The organism is Enterobacter sp. Ag1, assembly GCA_000277545.1.
GTDB lineage: Bacteria > Pseudomonadota > Gammaproteobacteria > Enterobacterales > Enterobacteriaceae > Cedecea.
Window position 1 is genome coordinate 32387 of sequence record AKXM01000032.1, and the last position, 22722, is coordinate 55108.

The following is a 22722-nucleotide window of genomic DNA, read 5'->3' on the forward strand; positions in this document are numbered from 1 at the left end:
ATTTAAATATTTATCACGCCCTGATACCGATCAATGGTGAGTCACATCATGTCCCGTTCCCAACAGGTTGCGCAGCAGCTTTACTGCGATCATCAGCGCTGGCTTTACCACTGGCTTCGCAACAAAGTCGGCTGCCCGGAACAGGCGCAGGATCTGACTCAGGACACCTTTATTAATATTCTGGTCAGCCCCGATCTGGCCTCCATTCGCCAGCCACGTCCTTTTCTTGCCACGGTCGCCAGACGGCTGATTGCCAACCATTATCGCCGCAAGAAAATCGAAGAGGCCTGGCTGGAGGCGCTGGCGACTCAGCCGGAAATAGAACACCCTTCCCCTGAAACCCGACTGCTGATTCTGGAAGTGCTGGAACAGATTGATGCGGCGCTGGACGGCCTGCCGCCGCAGGTGCGGGAAGCCTTTTTGCTGGCCCACCTGCAGGGAATGCGCTATTGCGATATCGCCGAGCGCCTGCGCGTTTCCAGCAGCTCCGTGAAGCAGTATCTCCAGCGAGCCAACCTGCACTGTTTCTTCGCGCTCAGCTCATGACCTCCCATCCTTTTATTGACCAAAACGGGCAAGCCATCGACCGGGACAGCGCCTGGGCCGCCGCCTCATGGCTGACGCTGATGATGTCGGACGACGTTAGCGAGCAGGATAAAGCCGACTGGCAAAAATGGCTGGCGTCCAGCGCCGAGAATCAGCGAGCCTGGCGGCACGTCGAGGCGGTTTGCGCCAGCTTCCGGCAGGTTGACGGCAAACTGGCGCGGCAGAGCCTCTCTTCGTTAAAAAACAGCGGCAGGCGTCGGGCGCTAAAAGGATTAGGCGCTCTGCTGCTACTCGGTGGTTCGCTGGAATGGGGGCGACAGCAGCACGGCTGGGAAGCGTTCATTGCCGATTATCGCACCGGGACGGGGGAGCAGCGGCAGGTTGAACTCAGCGAAGGCAGCCGCCTATTACTGGACACCCAAACCGCACTAAACGTGGATTTTACCGGGCAACAGCGCCAGATTGAGCTGCTCGGCGGCGACCTGCTGATTACGACCGGGCAGCAGGAAAAGCTGGCGGCATGGCCCCGGCCCTTTAGCGTGACGACGCCACAGGGCAAAGTGCTCGCGCTGGGCACCCAATTCCGGGTAAAGCTGGAACCGGGGCTTACCCGCGTGGCGGTTTACCACGGCGCAGTCCGGCTTTATCCGCGCAGCTCTGGCCTCGCCGGGCTACAGCTCGCGGCAGGCCAGGGCGCATGGCTCAGCGGGGCTGAATCCGGGGGCCTGCACGGCGGTGAAAAAGAGCCTGGCTGGGCGCACGGCAAACTGCTGGCCGACAATATGCCGCTGAGCGATTTCCTGCGGGAAGTTAACCGCTACCGCCCCGGCGTCCTGCGCTGCGACGAGGATATTGCGGCCCTGCGGCTGTCCGGCGTTTTTCCGCTGGCAGATACTGACCAGATTCTGGCTGTGCTCCCCCGCGTCCTGCCCGTCAGAATAAATACGCTATCTCGTTACTGGGTCAGCCTTTCACGCAGTGAATAATGCTTCGAGACGGAGTAATCCATGTCAGTTGTCTCGTTATTCATGTCAGCCTGCCCGTTTGGGCGTTTCGCGTGTCCTCTCTCTTATCCCCACTGAAACAACAGCCTTTAGCCCGGCTGCGGAGTATTTTGTCATGCCTTCTACCCTGCCGATAAGACAGCCCTTTCCTGCCTGGTCCGACGGCCTGCCTCCCACACGCCGCAGCATCGGGCTGGTGCTGGCGCTCTTGCTGCACGCGGGCGTTTTTCTCTGGCTAACCAACCGGCCCACGCAGGAACAACCGGCCACCGCGCCACCGCCTATTGCGCTGATGATCCTCCCGACAGACGATCCGGCCTCTGTCGCCACGCCAGCCAAGCAGCCCGATAAGATCAAACAGATCCAGTCGGCCGCACCTCAGGAAAAGGCCGAGTCAAAAGAAGCGGTGAAGAGCGTGGAGGCCCCGAACCCGGAGCTCGTTGTGGCTAAAAAAATGCACCATAAAATCATCGCCAAACCTCAGCCGGTTAAGCCGCACGATGCGGAAGTGCCGCCGGCCCCTACACCTCCTGCACCTGAAACGCATGCACCCGCCAGCTACCCGCAGCAAAGCGCCGGCAGGGCAGGAAGCAGCGCGGTGAGCGCCCCCAGCCCAGGCGAAGTGAACTGGGTCGGGCTACTGCGCCAGCGGCTCGACCGCTTCAAACGTTACCCGGCTCAGGCTTTACGCCAGCAGGCCCAGGGCGTGGTTTATCTGAGCCTGACGCTGAATCGGGAGGGCCAGGTCCTTAGCGTGGCGCTGGCAAAAAGCAGCGGTACGCCAACGCTGGATCGCGAAGCCCTTGCCCTGCCGACGCGCGCGGTTCCGCTGCCCGCCCCCACGGATGATATCGCGCCAGGCCAGCCGCAAATAACCCTCACGCTGCCAATCCGTTTCAATCTCCGCCAGTAGATCCCTTTGCTCAATGCTCGGTAATGCAGCATTGAGCATACCCTGCCTGCACGATCGTTTTAGATCACAAAAAATACGCTGTCATCACGCTAATATTGCACAATCGAGCATTCGATCTTATTTTAATCGAGCAACAACGAGCAATGACACTTTAGCGAGGATGCAGCAGTGAGAAACAATCATGTAGGACAGATCGTGATGAATGAGTCGACGATTGCCGAAGGCGTCACCAAAGTCGCCCGGCTGCTGAACAGTCGCTATCACGAAGCGGTAGTGATCACGGTCGTGCCCGGTGGGATTCTGTTTACCGCCGATCTGGTCAGGCAGCTCACCTTCGATATTTCAATGGACTATATTTCCTGCCCGCACACGCCCGGCGACAGAAACAACAGCTCTACCATCGTTTACCATGACAATATTGGCATCAGGGGGAAGGACGTTATCCTGGTGGATGACGCCATTGAGTCCGGTGGGACCATGAAGCGTCTGGTCGAGCATTTAATCGAACATTACGCTCCGAAATCGCTCTCCATCGCCACCTTATTTGTGAAGCCTGGTCGCGTAGAGATCCCCGCCGAGCAATCTTATGCCTGGATGATGGACAATGACGATTTGCTCATTGGCTACGGCATGCCGTGGCAAAACAAGTACCGCAACCTGCCCTTCGTTTCAAAACTAAAAATATAAACGCCTACAGAACACTTACCGATGGGATAACAACATGATAAAGCTAATTATTACCGACCTGGACGGCACTTTTCTCAATAGCCACGGCGACTATGACCGTAAATTATTTGCCCAGACCCACCGCTTAATGGCCGAGCAAGGCGTCCATTTCGCCGCCTGTACCGGCAAGCAGTGCCAGCGGGTAGAAGAGCTGTTCGCCGATTACCGCGAGGATTTATGGATCATCGGCGACAGCGCCACGCGCATTAAAAGGAACGGCGAATATGTCTACGAATCGCTTATCAACAATGCGCTGGGATTACGCATTATCGACACGCTGGAAGCAGCCAGTGACAGCCACGTGATTGTTGCCTGCGGCAGCGAAAGCGCGTTTATTCGCAAAGACGTGCCGCAGCGGCTGCAGGACAAAATGCGCCAGTCCTACGCCAGCCTGGCGCTGGTGGACTCTTTTGCCGAACTCAATTGTGATTTCGTGAAGATAAGCGTCTATGACGAAGCCGGAAACTGCCCGCAGACTCGCCCGGTACTCAAGCCGTTTGAGCAGGACGTCTACATCGTGGTGTCCGAAGCGGCGTGGATAGATATTGCGGATTATGGCGTCCATAAAGGGACAACGGTGCAAAGGCTCCAGCAGTTACTGAACGTCAGCCCGGCGGAGACTCTCGCCTTTGGCGACGGGTATAATGACCTGGAACTGTTGGCTCAGGCGGAATACAGCTTCGCGATGCGTAATGCGTTTGAAGAGACCAAGGCCGCAGCCCGGTTTATTACCGGCAGCAATGATGAAAGCGCGGTCCAGCACACGATAAAAAGCCTGCTGGCGTTGCAAAGCAAAGTCTGAAGAAGGGCGGGTTCTTAGCCGCCCGTTCCGCTAGCCCGCGATTTCAATCCGCAGGTTAACGCCGCCGAAATCGGCAATTTTGGTTTCGGCGCTCACCACCGCAATATCAATGTCTTCGCAGGGTGCCACTTTATAGCGAGCCACCTGGGACATCTTGTTGGCCGTTACGGCGGCGATCACCTCATTACTCTGGCTCAGCACTTCCCGCTTAAAACAGGCGTCTTCGTAATAAACCGCGCTCAGGCCAGCCTGCGGATCCAGCCCGCACACACCGATAAAGGTCTGGTCGAAAACCATGCCGCGCAGCTGATTGACCGTGTCGGAACCCAGCGTGCTGCCGGTCAGCGGGTTAACTTTGCCGCCCAACAGAATCAGTTCGCCCCGCGTGCGCCCGCTCAGCGCCGCTGCAATCTGCGGGGAATTGGTGACAATGGTGAGATCCAGCTCTTCGGGGATAAACTCCACCATCGCCAGATAGGTTGAACCGGCGTCGAGAAACACGCAGGTATTAGCTTGGATCATCCCGGCGCACTTCCGTGCCACCTGGGATTTCTCACCCACATCCTGGGACACGCGGGTTTCGAAGCTGGCAGACTGCTGGAACTGACTGATGGCCCCGCCATAAACCTTTTTGCACAGGCCGCGACGCGCCAGCTCCTGCAGATCCCGGCGGATGGTGTGCTCGGATACGCCCAGCTTCCGCGCCACATCAGCCCCGATCACCCTGCCCGTTTCGGTCAGGATCTGGTGGATCATCGCCTGGCGCTGTTCAGGCAATGCGTCATAATCTGTCACGTTTAGCCCTCAAATAGCTGCAATAGTGCATAACATATCACAATCTATCACGGCGCCTGCCGTTCACCGGCATACCGGGCTTCATTAATAAACCCTGCCTGCCGTTAAAATCGATTATCCCCTCAAGCGCTACCTTCGACGTAGCGCGAATCATGCCACCGTTATAGAAGTAGGTATTCCACCTGTTATCCACCACATCGAAGTAGCGAATAGGCAGCGTTAGCTGCCGGTAACCTGAGGATTTATAGACGCCTTCCTGGTAGGCAAACAAAAAGGAATAATCGCTCTTTTTATCTTTCAAACACTGATGAAGTTCTTTCAGCATGCTTGCCGCTAATCCCTGCCGTTGAAACTCGGGGGCAACAGCCACATCGCCGATGATTCCAGCTAAAAAGCGCTGCTCCTGGCAGGACATTTCACGCATATAAAGCGCTGCATGGCCGATAATGACGTCTGAATGTTGAGGATGATGAATGACCAGGCGAAGCGCCAATTCCTGAGTAAGGGCAACCGCATGATCCTTCCCAAAAACGCTGGTTAAAAGGCGCTGTACGCCAGCAAAATCCGTTTCCTGATAGTTTTCTATCTTCATCATGGCTTCCTTTTCATGCTGGCAGGGGACAACAATGCTTAACCTGCATCAACCAGCGCCTGCGCGCACGCCCAGGCGGAGCTCCAGGCCCACTGGAAGTTATAGCCGCCCAGCCAGCCGCTGACGTCCATCACTTCGCCGATAAAATAGAGGCCCGGGGATTTTTTCGCTTCCATGGTGCGGGAGGAAAGTTCGTTGGTATCCACGCCGCCGAGGGTCACTTCCGCCGTGCGATAGCCTTCGGTGCCGTTGGGCTGAACGCGCCAGGCTTGCAGGGTGTCAATCAGCTCGCTTTGCTGGCGGCTGTTGAGCTGCTTCAGCGTGACGTCCGGGATCTGCTGCAGCTGCTGCAGGCACTCAACCAGGCGTTTCGGTAGCACCATCGCCAGCGTGTTTTTCAGGCTCTGGTTTGGGTGCGCGTTGCGCTGCTCGTGAATAAAACCGTCCAGATCGGTGTCCGGCAGCAGATTCACGCTGACGAATTCGCCCGGCTGCCAGTAGCTGGAAAGCTGCAGAACGGCAGGGCCGGACAGGCCGCGATGGGTAAACAACAGGCTTTCACGGAAGCTGACGCCGTTTTCTGCGGTGATGACGGACGGCACCGAGACACCGGACAGCACCTGCAACTGTTCGAGCAAAGGTTTATGCAGCGTGAACGGCACCAGGCCCGCGCGGGTCGGCAGCACCTTCAGGCCAAACTGTTCGGCGACTTTATAGCCGAACGGCGTCGCCCCCAGCCCCGGCATCGACAGACCGCCGCTGGCGATAACCAGTTTCGCGCCCTGCACGCTGCCGCCGTTTAGCTGCAGGGTGTACCCCTGCTCGTCGCGTTCAATACTCAGCACTTCGCTGCGCAGGCGCATTGTTACTTTGCCTTTCTCGCATTCGGCCACCAGCATATCGACTACCTGCTGGGCAGAATCGTCGCAGAACAGCTGCCCGAGGGTTTTCTCGTGCCAGGCGATGCCGTGCTTGCCCACCATGTCGATAAAGTCCCATTGGGTGTAGCGGGCCAGCGCAGATTTGCAGAAATGCGGGTTTTGGCTCAGATACGCCGCAGGCTCGACATAAAGGTTGGTAAAGTTGCAGCGTCCGCCGCCGGACATCAGGATTTTACGGCCCGGTTTTTTCCCATTATCAATCAGCAATACGCGGCTGCCCGCCTGCCCGGCAACCGCCGCACAAAACATTCCAGCTGCACCCGCACCTATAATAATGGCATCAAACTTTTCCACGACCGACTCCCGACTATGCTTAAGGCAACGGATTGTAAAGACCTGAGGCTGGTCGCACCAGCTTTAAGGTGAATAACAAATGCAGGTGATTGATAAACAAAATGTAAATCATTCCACCTGTGCGCCAGATGGCGACTAAAATCAAAAAAAGTCCAGATTTCACTTTGCCGCGGTGGAGGTTGTCTTACATAATGCGCCGCGTTCATGTCCTCAAAATGGCGTAACGTCTATGCTACATTTGTTTGCCGGCCTGGATCTTCACACCGGGCTTTTACTTTTGCTTGCTCTGGCATTTGTGCTGTTCTACGAAGCCATTAATGGTTTCCACGATACGGCCAACGCAGTAGCAACGGTAATTTATACCCGCGCTATGCGATCGCAACTTGCGGTGGCAATGGCTGCGTTGTTTAACTTCTTCGGCGTTCTGCTCGGTGGGCTGAGCGTGGCCTATGCCATTGTGCATATGCTGCCTACAGATCTGCTGTTAAACGTAGGGTCTTCTCATGGTCTCGCCATGGTGTTCTCTATGTTACTGGCCGCTATTATCTGGAACCTCGGCACCTGGTATTTTGGTCTGCCGGCCTCCAGCTCCCATACGCTTATCGGTGCCATCATCGGTATCGGTTTGACCAACGCGCTGCTGACCGGCACCTCGGTTGTCGACGCGCTGAATATCCCGAAAGTCATTGGGATCTTCGCTTCCTTAATTCTGTCCCCGATTGTCGGGCTGGTGATTGCCGGTGGGTTGATTTTCCTGCTGCGCCGTTACTGGAGCAACACCAAGAAAAAGCAGCGTATTCACCTGACGCCTGCGGAACGTGAAAAGCAAGACGGCAAGAAAAAGCCGCCTTTCTGGACGCGTATCGCGCTGATCCTGTCCGCTATCGGCGTGAGTTTCTCTCACGGCGCTAACGACGGCCAGAAAGGCATCGGTCTGATTATGCTGGTACTGATTGGCGTCGCACCGGCGGGCTTCGTGGTTAACATGAATGCTTCCGGCTACGAAATCACCCGTACTCGCGATGCGGTGAACAACGTCGAAACTTTCTTCCAGCAACGCCCTGACCTGCTGAAGAAAGCCACCGGCTCGGAACAGCTGATCCCTTCTCCGGAAGCGGGCGCAACTGAACCGGCTCAGTTCCACTGCCACCCGGCCAACGCGATTAACGCGCTGGATCGCGCGAAGCTGATGCTGACGGATATCGAAAGCTACGACAAGCTCAGTATTGAGCAGCGTAGCCAGCTGCGTCGCATTATGCTGTGCATCTCCGACACCACCGATAAAGTGGCGAAGCTGCCGGAAGTGAGCGCCGACGACCAGCGCCTGCTGAAGAAACTGAAAGGCGACATGCTTAGCACCATCGAGTACGCGCCGGTCTGGATTATTCTGGCGGTGGCTCTGGCTCTTGGTCTGGGTACAATGATCGGCTGGCGTCGCGTGGCGACCACCATCGGCGAGAAGATCGGTAAGAAAGGCATGACCTATGCGCAAGGGATGTCCGCGCAGATGACGGCAGCCGTTTCTATCGGTCTGGCAAGCTACACCGGGATGCCGGTTTCCACTACCCACGTGCTCTCTTCCTCCGTGGCAGGGACCATGATCGTGGACGGCGGCGGCCTGCAGCGTAAGACGGTAACCAATATCCTGATGGCCTGGATATTCACCTTACCGGCTTCGATTCTGCTCTCCGGCGGGCTGTACTGGATTGCGCTGCGCTTCGTGTAAGCCGTAGCCAAAGAAAAAGCGGGTCAGGAAACTGGCCCGCTTTTTTTATGCTTGTCCATAACGCTGCCCTACAACTAGTGCCAGATAATTAATCCAATCAGGCTAATCACCACCAGACCACACAGCGAACTCGTCAGAATAAACTGGCGGCGCAGGCGCTCACAGCGGCGAATAAACTCTTCATCATGATGATCGACATAGCGCTGGCCGTAGATATAGCGCACCAGCCTGACCTGCTTGCTGGGTTGACCATGTGAGGTGAAAAAACCGCCGCCATCAACGTATTGATACAGCAGCGGATCGCACCCGCGCAGCACCACCAGTAACGCGCGCAGTGAAGAGTAATAACGCGCCATATTCACTACACAAACTACACAAAGCGCCCAGAACAGCGCGACGGTGCTGATCATGTACCCCTCCCGGCGAAGCCCTCGAAGCCTTTGCTTCGGGACGACCGCTCTCCCCGAAAACCCTGTCAGACAATCCTGCAACGAATAACCGATACAGGTCACAGATCTCTTCCCGCCCGGCTCATTTAATAGTGTAGGAGATCCCTTAATTTTTTTACCACCGCGTTAATCTTTATCAAAGTGGCCGCATTCATTTTTCGCTTGAATGTGATTGAGGGATGGCGCATTGTCGGGCTGAAGAAGGTTCGATAAAAGCGAAATACCATCTACAATTGAAGTCTTTAGATCGGGTGACCGTAGCTCATGCCGCTACGGTTTAAAAGATGACGGCGAGAGTCATCGATAACTTATGGAAGGAGTAACATTATGGCTTACAAACACATTCTGATCGCGGTTGACCTCTCCCCTGAGAGTAAAGTCCTGGTAGAAAAAGCCGTCTCCATGGCTCGGCCTTACAACGCGAAAGTTTCCCTGATTCATGTCGATGTGAATTACTCCGATCTGTATACCGGGCTGATTGATGTCAATCTGGGCGATATGCAGAAACGCATTTCCGAAGAGACTCACCACGCGCTCACCGAGCTGTCTACCGGGGCAGGTTACCCGATTACCGAAACCCTGAGCGGCAGCGGCGATCTGGGCCAGGTGCTGGTCGATGCCATTAAAAAATACGATATGGATTTAGTGGTTTGTGGTCACCACCAGGATTTCTGGAGCAAGTTGATGTCCTCTGCACGCCAGCTGATCAATACCGTGCATGTGGATATGCTGATTGTTCCACTGCGTGATGAAGAAGACGAGTAACGGTATTGCCCCTCACCCTAACCCTCTCCCCAAAGGGGAGAGGGGACTCGATAGAGCCCAATCCTTTGATTTTCCCCCCTTTCCCTTCCAGGGAGAGGGCCGGGGTGAGGGTCACAGCTCACTCAAATCCTGCAGAATCACCGTCAACATCCCCTCCAGATTCTCCCGCAGTTCGTTATTCCAGAACCGCCTCACCCGCCACCCTTGCTCATTCAAATACGTCGTTCTTCGTTCATCATAGCCCTTTTGCATCTCATGCTGCCCACCGTCCAGCTCGATCACCAGGCGAACAGCGCAGCAGGCAAAGTCCACGATATAAAGCCCAACCGGATGCTGGCGACGAAACTTAAACGTAGCAAAACACCTGCTGCGGGGTTGATACCACAGCAAGTTATCTTCGGGAGTCATCTGGTGCCTGAGCTGGCGGGCATAACGTCGGATCGGCTGCATGGCATACAACATGCCGATGCAGCCGTAAAGTTGCGAGGGGAAGCAATCTCTTCTGCGAGGCACTTTCCAGCGTTTTAGTAATTACTCCGGCGTCCCGGCATAAATATCAAACCGGTGCCCTTTGGTCACCACAGCATTCTGCGTGGCGACGTCGGCCAGCGGCGGCGCGTAGTCCGGACGCTTCACAACGACCCTTTTCTTCGCGAGCGCTCTGGCTGGGGCAAGCAGCCCGTCTGCATCTTCATCCGGCCCCACCAAAGACTGGAAAACGCGCATCTCTTTCTTCACCAGCGCGCTTTTCTGCTTGTGGGGGAACATCGGGTCGAGATACACCACATCCGGTCTCGGCGTGATATCGCTGAGCGCCGTCAGGCTTGAGGCATGAATCAGCTGTAATCGCTCCTGCAGCCAACCACCGATTTCAGGAGCTTCGTAGCCTCGGCGCAGGCCGTCATCCAGCAACGCGGCTACCACCGGATTGCGCTCCAGCATCCGCACGCGGCAACCGACGGACGCCAGCACAAAGGCATCTCGCCCTAACCCCGCCGTCGCGTCAACCACGTCTGGCAGATAGCTGCCCTTCACGCCCACGGCTTTTGCCACCGCTTCGCCACGCCCGCCGCCAAACTTACGGCGGTGCGCCATCGCGCCGGAGGCAAAATCAACAAAAATGCCGCCTAGCTTTGGCTCGTCGCGTTTGCGTAACTCCAGCCTTTCAGGCGTCAGCACCAGCGCCATCAGCGCCTCTTCATCATGCTCGAGCTGCCAGCGCTCGCTCAAAACAGATAAGGCGCCGGAGTCGGCGCCTGCTTCAGTCAGTAAACAGATTTTCACGTGGTGGCTTAACCCTGAATACCGTAGTGATCCAGCATCGCGTCCAGCTGCGGCTCGCGCCCGCGGAAGCGTTTGAACAGCTCCATCGGCTCTTCCGAACCGCCACGGGTCAGGATGTTATCGAGGAACGACTGGCCGGTTTCGCGGTTGAAAATACCCTCTTCTTCGAAGCGAGAGAACGCGTCCGCCGCCAGCACGTCGGCCCACAGGTAGCTGTAGTAACCCGCCGCGTAACCACCGGCAAATATATGGCTGAAGGCGTGCGGGAAGCGGCCCCAGCTCGGCCCCGGCACCACGGCAACCTGTTTCTTAATTTCGGCCAGCGTCTGCAGCACTTTCGCGCCCTGCTCCGGGTTGAATTCCGCATGCAGGCGGAAGTCGAACAGGCCGAACTCCAGCTGACGCAGAATAAACAGCGCTGCCTGGTAGTTTTTCGCCGCCAGCATTTTTTCCAGCAGCTCAACAGGCAGAGATTCACCGGTTTCATAATGACCGGAGATAAACGCCAGCGCTTCCGGCTCCCAGCACCAGTTTTCCATAAACTGGCTCGGCAGCTCGACCGCATCCCACGGCACGCCGTTGATACCGGACACGCCCGCGGTTTCGATTTTGGTCAGCATGTGGTGCAGGACGTGACCAAATTCATGGAACAGGGTGATCACTTCATCGTGGGTAAACAGCGCAGGTTTGCCGTTCACCGGGCGGTTGAAGTTACAGGTCAGATAGGCCACCGGTTTTTGCAGTGAGCCATCGGCGCGGCGCATTTTGCCCACGCAGTCATCCATCCACGCCCCGCCGCGTTTGTGCTCGCGAGCGTAGAGGTCGAGATAGAAGCTGCCGCGCAGCTCGCCCTGGTCGTCATACAGCTCGAAGAAGCGCACGTCCGGGTGCCAGACGTCGATATCTTTCCGCTCTTTGGCGGTGATGCCGTAGATGCGCTTCACGACTTCGAACAGACCATTTACCGCGCGCTCTTCCGGGAAGTACGGGCGCAGCTGTTCGTCGCTGATGCTGTAGAGATGCTGTTTCTGTTTTTCGCTGTACCAGGTGATGTCCCACGGCTCCAGCTCTTCCACGCCGTAATGCTCTTTCGCATAGGCGCGCAGCTGAGCCAGCTCGGCTTCACCCTGCGGACGGGCGCGTTTGGCCAGGTCTGACAGGAACTCCAGTACCTGCTGCGGGTTTTCCGCCATTTTGGTGGCCAGGGATTTTTCCGCGTAGTTGCCAAAGCCCAGGAGCTGAGCCAACTCGTGGCGCAGCTCCAGAATCTCTTCCATCACCGGGGTGTTATCCCACTTCCCGGCATTCGGGCCCTGGTCAGAAGCGCGAGTGGAATAGGCGCGGTACATCTCTTCGCGCAGCGCACGGTTGTCGCAGTAGGTCAGCACCGGCAGGTAGCTTGGGATATCCAGCGTCAGCAGCCAGCCGTCTTGCTCTTTGGCTTCCGCCTGAGCGCGCGCTGCGGCTAAGGCGCTTTCCGGCATTCCGGCAAGCTCGGCTTCGTCGGCGATCAGTTTGCTCCAGCCCATGGTGGCATCGAGCACATTGTTGCTGTAGGTGGACCCCAGCTCGGACAGGCGAGCGGAGATCTCCCCGTAGCGCTGCTGTTTGTCTTTTGGCAGACCAATCCCGGACAGCTCAAAGTCGCGCAGCGCGTTATCCACCGCTTTCTTCTCGGCGACGCTCAGGCTGGCGTAGTTCGCCCCGTCACGCAGGTCGCGGTAGGCATTATACAGGCCTTCGTGCTGGCCAACCCAGGTGCTGTATTCGGACAGCAGCGGCAGCGTCTGCTCATAGGCTTCGCGCAGCTCCGGGCTGTTCTGTACCGAGTTCAGATGGCTGACCGGGGAGAACAGGCGGCCCAGGCGATCGTCCACTTCTGCCAGCGGCTGAACCAGGTTCTGCCAGCTATAAGGCGCGCCCTGCGCAACCACGCTTTCCACCGCCGCACGGCAGTCGTCCAACGCTTTAGTCACGGCCGGAACAACATGCTCAGGTTTGATGGCGGAAAACGGCGGCAGCTCAAAAGAGGTCAGTAAAGGATTGGTCATAAGCGCGTTCCTGATTAAAAGGGAGAGAGAAGCGCTCAAGCGGCGCTTTGTGCATGGAGTCTAGCATGGGGTTAAGTGTAGCGAATTTCAATCCCGGGCGTTGCGCTGCGGTCGCCGGGAAATGGGGCAGCAGGCGCTGCCCCAGGGGATAAATCAGTGGGATTTCGCGGCCATGGCGTAGGCCGCTGGCAGGTTCAGGCGCTGCCAGAACTGCTGGTCTGCCGTCGTGCCGGACAGCGGGTAGCCCGCAGGCAGCGCAGTTTTCACCATAAGGTCGCGGCGCTGGGAGGCGGAAAGCTTAGGCAGCGCGGCTTCCAGCAAAATTTCCGCCCCTTGCGGTACTTTCAGGGCTTGCTTCTCACCCTTCTGCTGCGGCAGGTCGTAAGTCATGGTGAAGCGGTAAAGTTCTTTCATCGCCGGGGCGCGGTACGGATCGTCTTTTGCGGAAGATTTCGCACATTCGGCCAAAGTGGTGCCGCACTCTTTTTCCAGCGCGGTACGCAGCTGATCGCGAGCTTCGTTAAACAACGCACGGTATTTCGGGTCGTTCAGATAGTTGGCGACGTTGCGCTGCGCCACCATGCGGGAGCCCATCACGTCCAGCGGGTAATGCACGCCCAGCACAATGCGCGAGTAACCGTAGCGCGCACCGCGCTCAACCAGGGCTTCAAAGCGCTCCGGCACCATTTCGGCCATCAGCAGCGCATCGGTGTAGCCGGTGTTGGTGTGGCCGCTTGGGAAGGAGCCGCCGTCTGCGGTGTACGGTTTGTTGTCTTTAATCACCACATCGTCCGGCACGAGGTGAATGGTGTTGCCCTGGATCAGGAACGGACGCGGGTTATTGAAGTGCTTCTTCGCTGCGCTGGTGCTGACTTCGGAGGCTTTAATCAGCGCCGCGGCTTTGCTCAGCTCGCCTTTATCGTAGGCGGCCAGGAAGGCTTTCCCCAGGCGCGGCCCCATGGCATCGCTCAGGAAGTAAAGGTGGTTGATGCCCTCGGCATCCGCCAGCGCCTGATGGCGCGAAGTCTGCACGGCGTTCAGGTTGATGTTGGTGACGGTTTCAAGGTTCTGCTTAATCACCGAGTCCGGCAACTTGCTGAAGGCAGAAAGCAGCTCAATACCCGCCTTCTGGTTAGCTTTAGTCTGGAAGTCATAGCCGCTCGCCTTCAGCCAGGCGGTATCCGCCAGCTTTTTGCTTTGCTTCGCTTTATCCAGTTGGTCGCGGGTCAGTTTATCCGCATCGCCTTTCAGGGCAGCGCGCAACGCCGCCAGAGACTGCATTTCAATCTCATCAAACGCCTGGCTGCTGTTGGCCGGGGTCACACTATTGGCTATCGCCGCGGCCTGAGGAAGAGACACATCTTTCGCCAGCGCGGACAGAGAGACGGCTAACGCGGCGGCCAGCACAGAAATACGAAGTTTCATTATTTTTCCTTTTATTCAAACGATTACCTTGCCTGGCAGCGACGCTATCCTGGTGATTTGACATTTTTATGACACCGTTATGTTTTGAAACGCTTTCTCCCGAACTGAAACAGCGCCGCGCCCGGGCGGTAATCCGCCGCAATCTGCGGTAAACTGTGGGAAATTTGTTTTCTTATTTGCGGAACACCATCCCTCATGCTCAGCTATCGCCACAGCTTTCACGCCGGTAACCATGCCGACGTACTAAAACACACCGTTCAAAGCCTGATTATTGAATCGCTTAAAGAGAAGGAGAAACCGTTTCTCTATCTCGACACTCACGCAGGCGCCGGTCGTTACCAGCTGAGCAGCGAACATGCGGAGCGCACCGGCGAGTATCTGGAAGGTATCTCCCGCATCTGGCAGCAGGACGATTTGCCTGCCGAACTGGAAGCCTATATTGGCGCGGTGAAGCATCTGAACCGCAGCGGCAACCTGCGTTATTACCCTGGCTCTCCGCTGATTGCCCGCCACCTGCTGCGCGAGCAGGACAGCCTGCAGCTGACCGAGCTGCATCCGTCCGACTTCCCGCTGCTGCGCTCTGAGTTCCAGAAAGACGACCGGGCCCGCGTCGAGCGCGCCGACGGCTACCAGCAGTTGAAAGCCAAGTTGCCGCCGGTTTCCCGTCGCGGTCTGATCCTCATCGACCCACCGTATGAGATCAAAACCGACTATCAGGACGTGGTGAAAGGGATTGCCGAAGGCTATAAGCGTTTTGCCACAGGCACCTACGCGCTGTGGTACCCGGTGGTGCTGCGTCAGCAAATCAAACGCATGATCCGCGACCTGGAAGAGACCGGCATCCGCCGCATCCTGCAGATCGAACTGGCGGTTCGCCCGGACAGCGACCAGCGCGGCATGACGGCTTCCGGCATGATTGTGATTAACCCGCCGTGGAAGCTGGAACAGCAGATGGCGAACGTGCTGCCGTGGCTGCACAAAAAGCTGGTGCCAACGGGGACCGGCTCCACCACGCTGAGCTGGATTGTGCCTGAATAAGAAAGCTAGCCAATGCCGCTGCAGCTTGAAGTATGACGTGGCTATCACAGTAATCGGTAGAACCTTTATCCCGGCGCGCTACAATCGCGCCTAATTTTCGACTCAAAAGGGAAACATCATGACCAAACATTATGACTACCTCGCCATTGGCGGCGGCAGCGGCGGTATCGCCTCGATTAACCGTGCGGCAATGTATGGGCAGAAATGCGCACTGATTGAGGCGAAGGATCTGGGTGGCACCTGTGTGAACGTCGGCTGCGTGCCTAAAAAAGTGATGTGGCATGCGGCGCAGATCGCCGAAGCGATCCACAACTACGGCCCGGACTACGGCTTTGACACCACGCTGAACCACTTCGACTGGGACAAGCTGATCGCCAGCCGCACCGCCTATATCGACCGTATTCATACCTCTTACGACAACGTACTGGGTAAGAATAAAGTGGACGTGATCCGCGGCTTTGCGAAGTTCGTGGATGCCCACACCGTGGAAGTTAACGGCGAAACCATCACCGCAGACCATATTCTGATCGCTACCGGCGGCCGCCCAAGCCACCCGAACATCCCTGGCGCTGAGTACGGCATCGACTCCGACGGCTTCTTCGAGCTGCCGGGCCTGCCAAAACGCGTGGCGGTTGTTGGCGCAGGCTATATCGCGGTGGAAATCGCGGGCGTGATTAACGCTCTGGGTTCAGAAACGCACCTGTTCGTGCGCAAACATGCGCCGCTGCGCACCTTCGACCCGCTGATCGTTGAAACGCTGCTGGAGGTTATCGAAGCAGAAGGCCCAACCCTGCACACCAACGCGATTCCGAAAGCGGTCGTGAAAAATGCAGACGGCAGCCTGACGCTTGAGCTGGAAGATGGCCGGGCGGAAACCGTCGACACCCTGATTTGGGCGATCGGCCGCGAACCGGCTAACGACAACTTCAACCTGCAGGTAACCGGGGTTGAGCTGGACGCCAAAGGCTACATCAAGGTAGATAAGTTCCAGAACACCAACGTGCCGGGGATTTATGCCGTGGGCGATAACACCGGCGCGGTTGAGCTGACCCCGGTGGCGGTTGCCGCCGGTCGCCGCCTGTCCGAGCGCCTGTTTAACAACAAGCCGGACGAGCATCTGGACTACAGCAACGTGCCGACCGTGGTGTTCAGCCACCCACCAATCGGCACCGTGGGCCTGACCGAACCGCAGGCGCGCGAGCAGTACGGCGACGATAACGTGAAGGTCTACAAATCCTCCTTCACCGCCATGTACACCGCCGTGACCTCTCACCGCCAGCCGTGCCGCATGAAGTTGGTCTGTGCTGGCCCGGACGAGAAAATCGTCGGGATCCACGGCATCGGCTTCGGCATGGATGAAATCCTGCAGGGCTTCGCCGTGGCGCTGAAAATGGGCGCGACCAAGAAAGACTTCGACAACACCGTGGCGATCCACCCGACCGCAGCGGAAGAGTTTGTCACCATGCGTTAATTCCCCTGGGAAACGCCTAAAAGGTCAGAGATCGCTCTGGCCTTTTTTATATCTGTGGAAAAACATCCAGCCATGATATTTATCTCTGCATAAACTGATATCAAAAATAATGTACAAAGCGGAGATATATTATGGGCTGGGAAATGTATATCACCAGAACGGAACATGCATGGGATGGGGAGAGTAATCCTATTCTTGCAGAAGAATGGATTCAGTATGTAAATAACGATCCTGAACTCAGCTTTTCGCCCATAAATGGACCCTATCATGTCATCTGGCGAGGGGATGAAATTAACTGGCTGGACTGGCATACAGGGAATATTTCTGCAAAATCGCCTGCTCAGGCATTGTATTGCAAAATGCTGGATATCGCCGCCGCGCTCAATGCAAAAGTCCTGGACGATGACGGCAACTTATACTTATCGCCCGATGATTTACTTAATCCATCGTGGGCAAAAAAAGAAATTTCACCTTCATTTCTACAAAAAATCATTACTTACTTCAGAAAATAAATAGCGCAGTCTTGCCTCTACGGATTACCAATAAAAAAGCCGCACCAGCGGCTTTTTACACGCGCTCATTATGGCTAAATCAGCGGCTTACGCAGCAGTCCTTCCAGCACCTTCAGCGGGGAATGCTGTGGATTTTGCATGGCGTCTACCGGCAGTAAAAACGTCTGCTCCAGCATAAACTGCCCGCCCATCGCGGCATGCGGCGTCTGGTCAGAGAAACAGATCCAGCTGCTGCCCGGTGGGAAATCAATGGCCACCTGCGGGCCCTGCTTCTGATAATCCGCATCGGCCTTCATCGCGTCGTGCATCTGCAGCATCAGGTGGTCGTAATGGCTGCGGCGGCTTTTGGTAATGCCGACGGCGTTCTGCAGCCAGCTGCTTACCGGGGAATAGCTTTTCAGGCACGGCAGGAAGCGTTCGGCCAGCGTCGGGAAGGCTTCACCCACGCGCCAGCTGCGGCTTTCACCGGCCGGATTAATGTTGGTGAAAATACGCAAAATACGCTCGCCATAGTTGGGCCGGGACGGGAACGCGTCCACGTGCAGGCGGCTGTCGTCCTTACGCCAGGAAGTGTTCTGCGTCCACTGCTTAACGGGGTGCAGGCGCAGGCTGTTGGTCGGCGAATGTAGCACCTGCTGGTATTCCGGCAGAAGAGTGGCAATCAGCTGCAGGCAAGATTCGTAATGCCGTTTTAGCAAGGCGCGAACTTCTGGCTCCTGATCGGCTACAGCCACGCCGGTCAATTTATCCTTCAGGGGCTGATAGCTGATGTTTTTACGTTTCGGATCCACGACCGCGGGGTTAAGCAGCGCGGTTTCCTGTTCGGTCAGCGCAAACGCCAGCTGCGGCAGAAAAACAACTTTGCCCTGTTCCAGCTCGCTCACAGCCGACTCAGCAGCCGTATTGCCCCATTGAGAAAGCGGATGCGTCAGGGCTGCGGTATCAAGAGTGATGTTTAAATCTGACATATTGATGTCCTTGCCACTGCTCCGGATAATGTCTTTAACAGATGAATTTCCGGAACATTTTATTTTTTGAAAGACGAATAGAAGCACGCCGCCGGAAGACAGCGAATGCATACCTGAAAGGGATTCGAACGAGTATAGTAAGAATGTAAATTAAAGGTTAAACAAAAGCTAAACATCGCATTAGGCGCTAAATTAAAACGCACAAAATCATAAAATAACGCTAAGTGAATATTTCACTGGCCCACTGATATTATTCGCTATTCGCCACGGCTAAATAAACAATGGCCCGCTAAGCAGGCCATTGTTTATTTCCACTCGCTGCGCAATAGCGCATAGGCATATTCATTCCCCCACTCACCTTTAAAGAAAATATTCTTGTGAAAGTGTGCTTCCCGACGAAAACCCAGCTTTTCCAGCAGGCCAGCGGCGGCGTCATTCCTAGCATCAACCGTCGCCACCAGGCGATGCTTGTTGAAGGTGGTGAACAACAGATCAATCGCGCCGCGCAAAGCTTCAAAAGCAAAGCCCTGACGCTGATGCCTCTCATCAAAGGTCATGCCCAACTCTGCCTGCTGGCCTTCATCGAAGAAGTGAACGGCAACGTCACCCAATAAACGCTGGTCTTCGCTGCGCACCACCGCAATCTGAAACCAGCTTTCATCGGTATTAAAGCCCAGCGACGCCTGCTGGGCATAAAACGCCTCGGCATCGGCATCGCTATAGCCATCCCAGCTCTGGTAGCGAGCAACTTCCGGCTGGTTACGGTATTCAATAAAAGCGGGCAAATCGGCACGAGTAAACTTGCGCAGCGTCAGGCGCGGGGTGGTCAGTAACGGCTCCATAAGTCATTCCTGGTCAAAGTATCTGGATGTAGTGTCGGCATGCAGGGTAGCAGCTTTACGTTTTTTCGATATTACGCCGAGTGCTCAGCGGCGCGGTGGCACGCATTATGTAAAAAAGAGAATGAAATGAATATGCTACGAGCAGCAAAACTTTCATCGCCAAATAATTATTAGTTCGCTTACATATTTAAATTCACTAAACGCGACTTAAGCTAAATTTTCTCAATAAATACATATGAATAGTTATGATATATCCTTGTAACAAAAAGCTACAATTTTAATTTTCTTTAAAATCAAACGATTCACCGCTCAAATATTCACCAGCAGAAAATAATCTTTCCCCTGTCAAGGAACGGTCCATAAAATAGCTCCCGTTTTGCCTGGCAAGACAAACTAATAATAATTTTCAACAACATAATTTATCGCGCAACAATAACCCTTTACGGCCCTTAACCTGTCCGTACAGGTTTATTTTTTGCAACACCAAACCAATGTGATAGAAAACAGAACGATACATCATGCACAAGCAAAAATACCTGCCTGTAGCCGCCGCATTGCTGTTTAGCCCGGCGCTGCTAGCTTCAACCAGCTTTAATTTTTCACCCGATGCATTCACCACCAATATTTCCACCAGCATTTTAAACGGAGAATCTAAAGAGCTCGTTTATAATCAAGGCGATGGCAGTAAATTAAGTGAACTGAAATGGAAAATCAAAAATACCCCTATTATTAAAGGCGGTATTAGCTGGGACGCACAGCGCTACATCACCCTCAATGCTAACGGCTGGACAACCTTCGCCTCTCGCGGCTCGCATATGTCCGACTATGACTGGCAAACGCCTGGCCAGAGCCACTGGAGCGACAAATCTACCCACCCGGATACCAGCCTGAATTATGCCAACCAGCTCGATTTCAATCTTACCGGCTGGCTGCTGAAGGAGCCGACATACAATCTCGGCGTGGTAACCGGCTACCAGGAAACTCGCTATAGCTGGACGGCGAGAGGCGGCTCATACAATTATTTCAACGGTGCACTTATCGGTGAATTCCCCGCCGGGAAACCGGGAATTGGGTATAGTCAGAAATTCAGCGTGCCGTATATTGGGCTGACCAGTAGCTACCGCTATCAGGACTTTGATATTGCAGGGCAATTTAAATTCAGCCCGCTGGTTAATGCTCAGGATAATGACGAGCACTATATGCGTCAGCTGAGCTTTAGCGAGAAAAGTAGTCATTCCAATTATTATGCTGCAACCGTCTCCGCCGGTTATTACGTCACGCCAAATACCCGGCTGTACACGGAATTAACGTGGACGCGTTTTTCCGAAGCAAAAGCATCAACAAAAACCCGTAATAATAATACTGGGGAAACCTGGACCCAGGGCAGCGGGTCAGCGGGCCTGAGTAACGACAGCTACACCTATGGCGTCGGAATTCAGTATCGCTTCTAAAGGGTTTTGCAGATTAAGTTGAGGAAACTCAGCCCGGATTGTGTGATTTTCACCAGCCGGGCTGAGAGATGTTCTTATGCTTGAATAGCAGAGAAAGTGCTATATTGTTAATGCCCCCACCACAGTAATCATCAATAAAAAACATACCCTCAATATATCTTTATAAGATTTCCATTTTCTTCCAGCCTGTAGATACTGCCATTAACAGTGAGCTCCAACCCTGCGTTTTTACTGTAATTGATTCTAAAAACTAAATCTTTCTCAATACAGTTGACTTTTGTTTTCATATCATAGAAACAAAGTCGATCATACTTTCCTTCTTCTTTATACCCCTCACCGAATAGCCAAAAAATAATCGTATAGCCGCCGTAGGATGCAGGTCTTGGGATATCATACTTCGCTTTCAGCATATCTTTATTTTCCAGCCACCAGTTTATTTTACCTCTACTCGTCAAAGGAAAATTTTTAACCAAAACATCGCTATAGTTACCATCGTAATGAACAGCGACAATCTCCACCGAACGAAGTGACTGCCATAGCAGATAGCCCGCTAACACACAGCTCACAAAAACTAGCAAGGAAACTGCTTTCTTATTTTTGAATGTCATTGCGCCCCCCGGTAATTTCAATGGTAGCGATCACATTGAACATCAAAAAAACAAAACATCTCAATATATCTTTATAAGATTTCCATTTTCTTCCAGCCTATAGATACTGCCATTAACAGTGAGCTCTAACCCCGTATTTTTACTGTAGTCAACAATGAAAACCACATCCTTATCAATGCAGTTAACTTTTGTTTTCATATCATCGAAACAGAGTCGGTCATACTTCCCCTCTTCTTTATAGCCCTCACCGAAAAGCCAAATCGTAATAGTGTGGCCACTGTAGTATTCAGGCCCTGGAATATCATACTTCGCTTTTAGCATCTCTTGATTTTGCAGCCACCAGTTTATTTTACCTCTACTCGTCAAAGGGAAATTTTTAACTAAAACATCGCTATAGGTATTTCTCTGATGCACGGCGACAATCTCCACCGGGCGAAGTGACTCCCATAGCAGGTAACCTGCTAACACACAGCTCGCAAAAACTAGCAAGGAAACTGCTTTCTTATTTTTGAATGTCATTGCGCCCCCCGGTAATTTCAATGGTGGCTTGCATATTGGTCATAAAGGGTTTAAAGACAAACTCGCTGTAGCGCTGAAGGACAAACCAGATCCGGAAAAAACGGAACTGGTTAAATTTCACCTTTGAAATGTCCTCATCATCCAGCCCAAAGTGGTCCTGGACTTTATAATGCACAACGGCACGATATCGCTCTTTACCAACTACCAGGGACTTAATCGTGATATGCGTTGCCCAGGTATCGTGCACAGTGATGCCCAGGCCGTTAAAGTTGTCCTGGAAGCGGTCAAATTTTGGCAATTTTCCACGCATAATTGCCTCCCCTAATTTTTTTATGTCTTTTAATGGATAACGTTTGTTTTCCCAGTCAATATACTGCCCGAAAACTTTCTGCAAACGGAGTCTTGTACTGTTTTCAGACGAACTATCACTTAAAATATGCGCCTCCAACGCGCTATCCAGTAATGGATGGCAGAACGATTTGTCGCTATTTTTCTGCATATGAGAAATCATCAGCTTAATCAGCACGTTGTAAGGGGGGTGGCACGCAAACGGACGGGATAGGTGCCGAAACTCATCAAAAAGGATGTTTGCGCACTCCCTCTGGGTCAGTTTATCACCTTCCCCTCGGGATCCGTGGAACATTGACTGCGGCTGGCTGAAGGGGCTGATTGCCGTCAACGTGTAAGGGTTCACTCTGGTGGAAATATCCACCAAATGAAACCGCGCCCTCAAAACGATGTCAGACAGATCGCCGCATTTCATATCGCTGGCGGTATAGTCATCCATCTTTTTCTGGGTTTTGAATATCTTACAGGGGAACTGAAGTGCCGGCATAAATACCTTCCTGGTATATTGTTAACGAGGCTCATCTTGAGCGTCACTTATGATAAGCGGCAGATACATACGGTGCGTAATGCTTTTTATATTTACAGTAAAAACTTAGACCTCAATCATTATTTTCACTCACAACATAAAACAAAATTACTTTATTTATCTTTA

The 22722-nt window shown here is 54.3% G+C and carries 24 protein-coding genes; 11 read left to right on the forward strand and 13 right to left on the reverse strand.

What is annotated here, in order from left to right; translation table 11 throughout:
• Positions 1-48: 48 nt before the first annotated feature.
• From A936_RS13400 to A936_RS13420, 5 genes are all read left to right on the forward strand, one after another.
• The gene (locus A936_RS13400) at positions 49-546 is read left to right on the forward strand and encodes a sigma-70 family RNA polymerase sigma factor (RefSeq protein ID WP_008458630.1); all 498 of its coding nucleotides are present in this window, start codon (positions 49-51) and stop codon (positions 544-546) included.
• Positions 543-1532: a FecR domain-containing protein gene (locus tag A936_RS13405; protein WP_008458632.1), complete on the forward strand. Its 990-nt coding sequence runs from the start codon at positions 543-545 to the stop codon at positions 1530-1532. The genes A936_RS13400 and A936_RS13405 overlap by 4 nt, the downstream gene beginning before the upstream one ends.
• Before the next feature lie 133 nt (positions 1533-1665).
• Entirely contained in the window at positions 1666-2463 is a 798-nt protein-coding gene (locus tag A936_RS13410; RefSeq protein WP_008458634.1) for an energy transducer TonB, read from the forward strand.
• A 168-nt stretch (positions 2464-2631) separates the two neighbouring features.
• Entirely contained in the window at positions 2632-3150 is a 519-nt protein-coding gene (locus A936_RS13415; protein ID WP_237717583.1) for a phosphoribosyltransferase, read from the forward strand.
• A gap of 34 nt (positions 3151-3184) precedes the next feature.
• Complete coding sequence (locus tag A936_RS13420) at positions 3185-3991, forward strand: HAD-IIB family hydrolase (RefSeq protein ID WP_008458638.1); 807 nt, start codon at positions 3185-3187, stop codon at positions 3989-3991.
• Between the two features lie 30 nt (positions 3992-4021).
• On the opposite strand, the gene A936_RS13425 is transcribed toward A936_RS13420, so the two are convergent.
• Genes A936_RS13425 through A936_RS13435 form a run of 3 tightly spaced genes read right to left on the reverse strand, consistent with a single transcriptional unit; the run spans position 4022 to position 6613 of the window.
• On the reverse strand, positions 4022-4786 hold the full coding sequence (locus tag A936_RS13425) for a DeoR/GlpR family DNA-binding transcription regulator (RefSeq protein ID WP_034809200.1): 765 nt from the start codon (positions 4784-4786) through the stop codon (positions 4022-4024).
• 37 nt (positions 4787-4823) lie between these two features.
• Positions 4824-5381: a GNAT family N-acetyltransferase gene (locus A936_RS22445; RefSeq protein ID WP_083845853.1), complete on the reverse strand. Its 558-nt coding sequence runs from the start codon at positions 5379-5381 to the stop codon at positions 4824-4826.
• Positions 5382-5416: 35 nt separating this feature from the next.
• Positions 5417-6613: a BaiN/RdsA family NAD(P)/FAD-dependent oxidoreductase gene (locus A936_RS13435; protein ID WP_008458641.1), complete on the reverse strand. Its 1197-nt coding sequence runs from the start codon at positions 6611-6613 to the stop codon at positions 5417-5419.
• A gap of 229 nt (positions 6614-6842) precedes the next feature.
• On the opposite strand from A936_RS13435, the gene pitA reads away from it, so the two are divergent.
• Positions 6843-8339, forward strand: coding sequence for an inorganic phosphate transporter PitA (gene pitA, locus A936_RS13440; protein WP_008458642.1), 1497 nt, complete (start codon positions 6843-6845; stop codon positions 8337-8339).
• A 74-nt stretch (positions 8340-8413) separates the two neighbouring features.
• Here pitA and uspB read toward each other — a convergent pair whose 3' ends face one another.
• The gene (uspB, locus tag A936_RS13445; protein ID WP_008458643.1) at positions 8414-8749 is read right to left on the reverse strand and encodes a universal stress protein UspB; all 336 of its coding nucleotides are present in this window, start codon (positions 8747-8749) and stop codon (positions 8414-8416) included.
• A 366-nt stretch (positions 8750-9115) separates the two neighbouring features.
• Between uspB and uspA the strand changes: the two genes are divergently transcribed.
• Positions 9116-9553 (forward strand): universal stress protein UspA, encoded by a 438-nt coding sequence (uspA, locus tag A936_RS13450; protein ID WP_008458645.1) that lies wholly within the window; start codon positions 9116-9118, stop codon positions 9551-9553.
• 111 nt (positions 9554-9664) lie between these two features.
• On the opposite strand, the gene A936_RS13455 is transcribed toward uspA, so the two are convergent.
• The 4 genes from A936_RS13455 to A936_RS13470 form a co-directional block, all read right to left on the reverse strand.
• Positions 9665-10003: an endonuclease domain-containing protein gene (locus A936_RS13455; RefSeq protein ID WP_034809233.1), complete on the reverse strand. Its 339-nt coding sequence runs from the start codon at positions 10001-10003 to the stop codon at positions 9665-9667.
• Between the two features lie 81 nt (positions 10004-10084).
• Positions 10085-10837, reverse strand: a complete 753-nt coding sequence (rsmJ, locus tag A936_RS13460) for a 16S rRNA (guanine(1516)-N(2))-methyltransferase RsmJ (RefSeq protein ID WP_008458650.1) — start codon at positions 10835-10837, stop codon at positions 10085-10087.
• 8 nt (positions 10838-10845) lie between these two features.
• Positions 10846-12888 carry an oligopeptidase A gene (gene prlC / locus A936_RS13465; protein WP_008458652.1) on the reverse strand — a complete coding sequence of 681 codons (2043 nt, stop codon included), beginning with the start codon at positions 12886-12888 and terminating at the stop codon, positions 10846-10848.
• Positions 12889-13041: 153 nt separating this feature from the next.
• Positions 13042-14313 carry an acid phosphatase gene (locus tag A936_RS13470; RefSeq protein ID WP_008458654.1) on the reverse strand — a complete coding sequence of 424 codons (1272 nt, stop codon included), beginning with the start codon at positions 14311-14313 and terminating at the stop codon, positions 13042-13044.
• Positions 14314-14508: 195 nt separating this feature from the next.
• On the opposite strand from A936_RS13470, the gene A936_RS13475 reads away from it, so the two are divergent.
• From A936_RS13475 to A936_RS13485, 3 genes are all read left to right on the forward strand, one after another.
• On the forward strand, positions 14509-15351 hold the full coding sequence (locus A936_RS13475; RefSeq protein ID WP_008458656.1) for a 23S rRNA (adenine(2030)-N(6))-methyltransferase RlmJ: 843 nt from the start codon (positions 14509-14511) through the stop codon (positions 15349-15351).
• A gap of 118 nt (positions 15352-15469) precedes the next feature.
• A complete protein-coding gene (gorA, locus tag A936_RS13480) occupies positions 15470-16822 on the forward strand; it encodes a glutathione-disulfide reductase (RefSeq protein ID WP_008458659.1) in 1353 nt (450 codons plus the stop codon).
• A gap of 131 nt (positions 16823-16953) precedes the next feature.
• Positions 16954-17334 carry a hypothetical protein gene (locus A936_RS13485; RefSeq protein WP_008458660.1) on the forward strand — a complete coding sequence of 127 codons (381 nt, stop codon included), beginning with the start codon at positions 16954-16956 and terminating at the stop codon, positions 17332-17334.
• Between the two features lie 74 nt (positions 17335-17408).
• Here A936_RS13485 and kdoO read toward each other — a convergent pair whose 3' ends face one another.
• Together kdoO and A936_RS13495 are read right to left on the reverse strand one after the other, a co-directional pair.
• Positions 17409-18302, reverse strand: coding sequence for a Kdo hydroxylase KdoO (kdoO, locus tag A936_RS13490; protein ID WP_008458661.1), 894 nt, complete (start codon positions 18300-18302; stop codon positions 17409-17411).
• Between the two features lie 305 nt (positions 18303-18607).
• On the reverse strand, positions 18608-19144 hold the full coding sequence (locus A936_RS13495) for a GNAT family N-acetyltransferase (protein WP_008458662.1): 537 nt from the start codon (positions 19142-19144) through the stop codon (positions 18608-18610).
• A 518-nt stretch (positions 19145-19662) separates the two neighbouring features.
• On the opposite strand from A936_RS13495, the gene A936_RS13500 reads away from it, so the two are divergent.
• Positions 19663-20595, forward strand: a complete 933-nt coding sequence (locus tag A936_RS13500) for an omptin family outer membrane protease (protein ID WP_008458663.1) — start codon at positions 19663-19665, stop codon at positions 20593-20595.
• Positions 20596-20744: 149 nt separating this feature from the next.
• Here A936_RS13500 and A936_RS13505 read toward each other — a convergent pair whose 3' ends face one another.
• Genes A936_RS13505 through A936_RS13515 form a run of 3 tightly spaced genes read right to left on the reverse strand, consistent with a single transcriptional unit; the run spans position 20745 to position 22557 of the window.
• The gene (locus A936_RS13505) at positions 20745-21203 is read right to left on the reverse strand and encodes a DUF943 family protein (protein ID WP_008458665.1); all 459 of its coding nucleotides are present in this window, start codon (positions 21201-21203) and stop codon (positions 20745-20747) included.
• Between the two features lie 60 nt (positions 21204-21263).
• A complete protein-coding gene (locus A936_RS13510) occupies positions 21264-21722 on the reverse strand; it encodes a DUF943 family protein (RefSeq protein WP_008458667.1) in 459 nt (152 codons plus the stop codon).
• A complete protein-coding gene (locus A936_RS13515; RefSeq protein WP_008458669.1) occupies positions 21706-22557 on the reverse strand; it encodes a YPO3983 family protein in 852 nt (283 codons plus the stop codon). Before A936_RS13515 ends, A936_RS13510 begins: the two co-directional genes overlap by 17 nt.
• Between the last annotated feature and the right edge of the window lie 165 nt (positions 22558-22722).

Excerpts from the sequence above, each read along its gene's own strand:
- A936_RS13400 (WP_008458630.1), top strand. The coding sequence starts at position 49 with ATGTCCCGTTCCCAACAGGTTGCGCAGCAGCTTTACTGCGATCATCAG.
- A936_RS13405 (WP_008458632.1), top strand. The coding sequence starts at position 543 with ATGACCTCCCATCCTTTTATTGACCAAAACGGGCAAGCCATCGACCGG.
- A936_RS13410 (WP_008458634.1), top strand. The coding sequence starts at position 1,666 with ATGCCTTCTACCCTGCCGATAAGACAGCCCTTTCCTGCCTGGTCCGAC.
- A936_RS13420 (WP_008458638.1), top strand. The coding sequence starts at position 3,185 with ATGATAAAGCTAATTATTACCGACCTGGACGGCACTTTTCTCAATAGC.
- A936_RS22445 (WP_083845853.1), bottom strand. The coding sequence starts at position 5,381 with ATGATGAAGATAGAAAACTATCAGGAAACGGATTTTGCTGGCGTACAG.
- pitA (WP_008458642.1), top strand. The coding sequence starts at position 6,843 with ATGCTACATTTGTTTGCCGGCCTGGATCTTCACACCGGGCTTTTACTT.
- uspB (WP_008458643.1), bottom strand. The coding sequence starts at position 8,749 with ATGATCAGCACCGTCGCGCTGTTCTGGGCGCTTTGTGTAGTTTGTGTA.
- uspA (WP_008458645.1), top strand. The coding sequence starts at position 9,116 with ATGGCTTACAAACACATTCTGATCGCGGTTGACCTCTCCCCTGAGAGT.
- A936_RS13455 (WP_034809233.1), bottom strand. The coding sequence starts at position 10,003 with ATGCAGCCGATCCGACGTTATGCCCGCCAGCTCAGGCACCAGATGACT.
- prlC (WP_008458652.1), bottom strand. The coding sequence starts at position 12,888 with ATGACCAATCCTTTACTGACCTCTTTTGAGCTGCCGCCGTTTTCCGCC.
- A936_RS13470 (WP_008458654.1), bottom strand. The coding sequence starts at position 14,313 with ATGAAACTTCGTATTTCTGTGCTGGCCGCCGCGTTAGCCGTCTCTCTG.
- A936_RS13475 (WP_008458656.1), top strand. The coding sequence starts at position 14,509 with ATGCTCAGCTATCGCCACAGCTTTCACGCCGGTAACCATGCCGACGTA.
- gorA (WP_008458659.1), top strand. The coding sequence starts at position 15,470 with ATGACCAAACATTATGACTACCTCGCCATTGGCGGCGGCAGCGGCGGT.
- A936_RS13485 (WP_008458660.1), top strand. The coding sequence starts at position 16,954 with ATGGGCTGGGAAATGTATATCACCAGAACGGAACATGCATGGGATGGG.
- kdoO (WP_008458661.1), bottom strand. The coding sequence starts at position 18,302 with ATGTCAGATTTAAACATCACTCTTGATACCGCAGCCCTGACGCATCCG.
- A936_RS13495 (WP_008458662.1), bottom strand. The coding sequence starts at position 19,144 with ATGGAGCCGTTACTGACCACCCCGCGCCTGACGCTGCGCAAGTTTACT.
- A936_RS13500 (WP_008458663.1), top strand. The coding sequence starts at position 19,663 with ATGCACAAGCAAAAATACCTGCCTGTAGCCGCCGCATTGCTGTTTAGC.
- A936_RS13505 (WP_008458665.1), bottom strand. The coding sequence starts at position 21,203 with ATGACATTCAAAAATAAGAAAGCAGTTTCCTTGCTAGTTTTTGTGAGC.
- A936_RS13510 (WP_008458667.1), bottom strand. The coding sequence starts at position 21,722 with ATGACATTCAAAAATAAGAAAGCAGTTTCCTTGCTAGTTTTTGCGAGC.
- A936_RS13515 (WP_008458669.1), bottom strand. The coding sequence starts at position 22,557 with ATGCCGGCACTTCAGTTCCCCTGTAAGATATTCAAAACCCAGAAAAAG.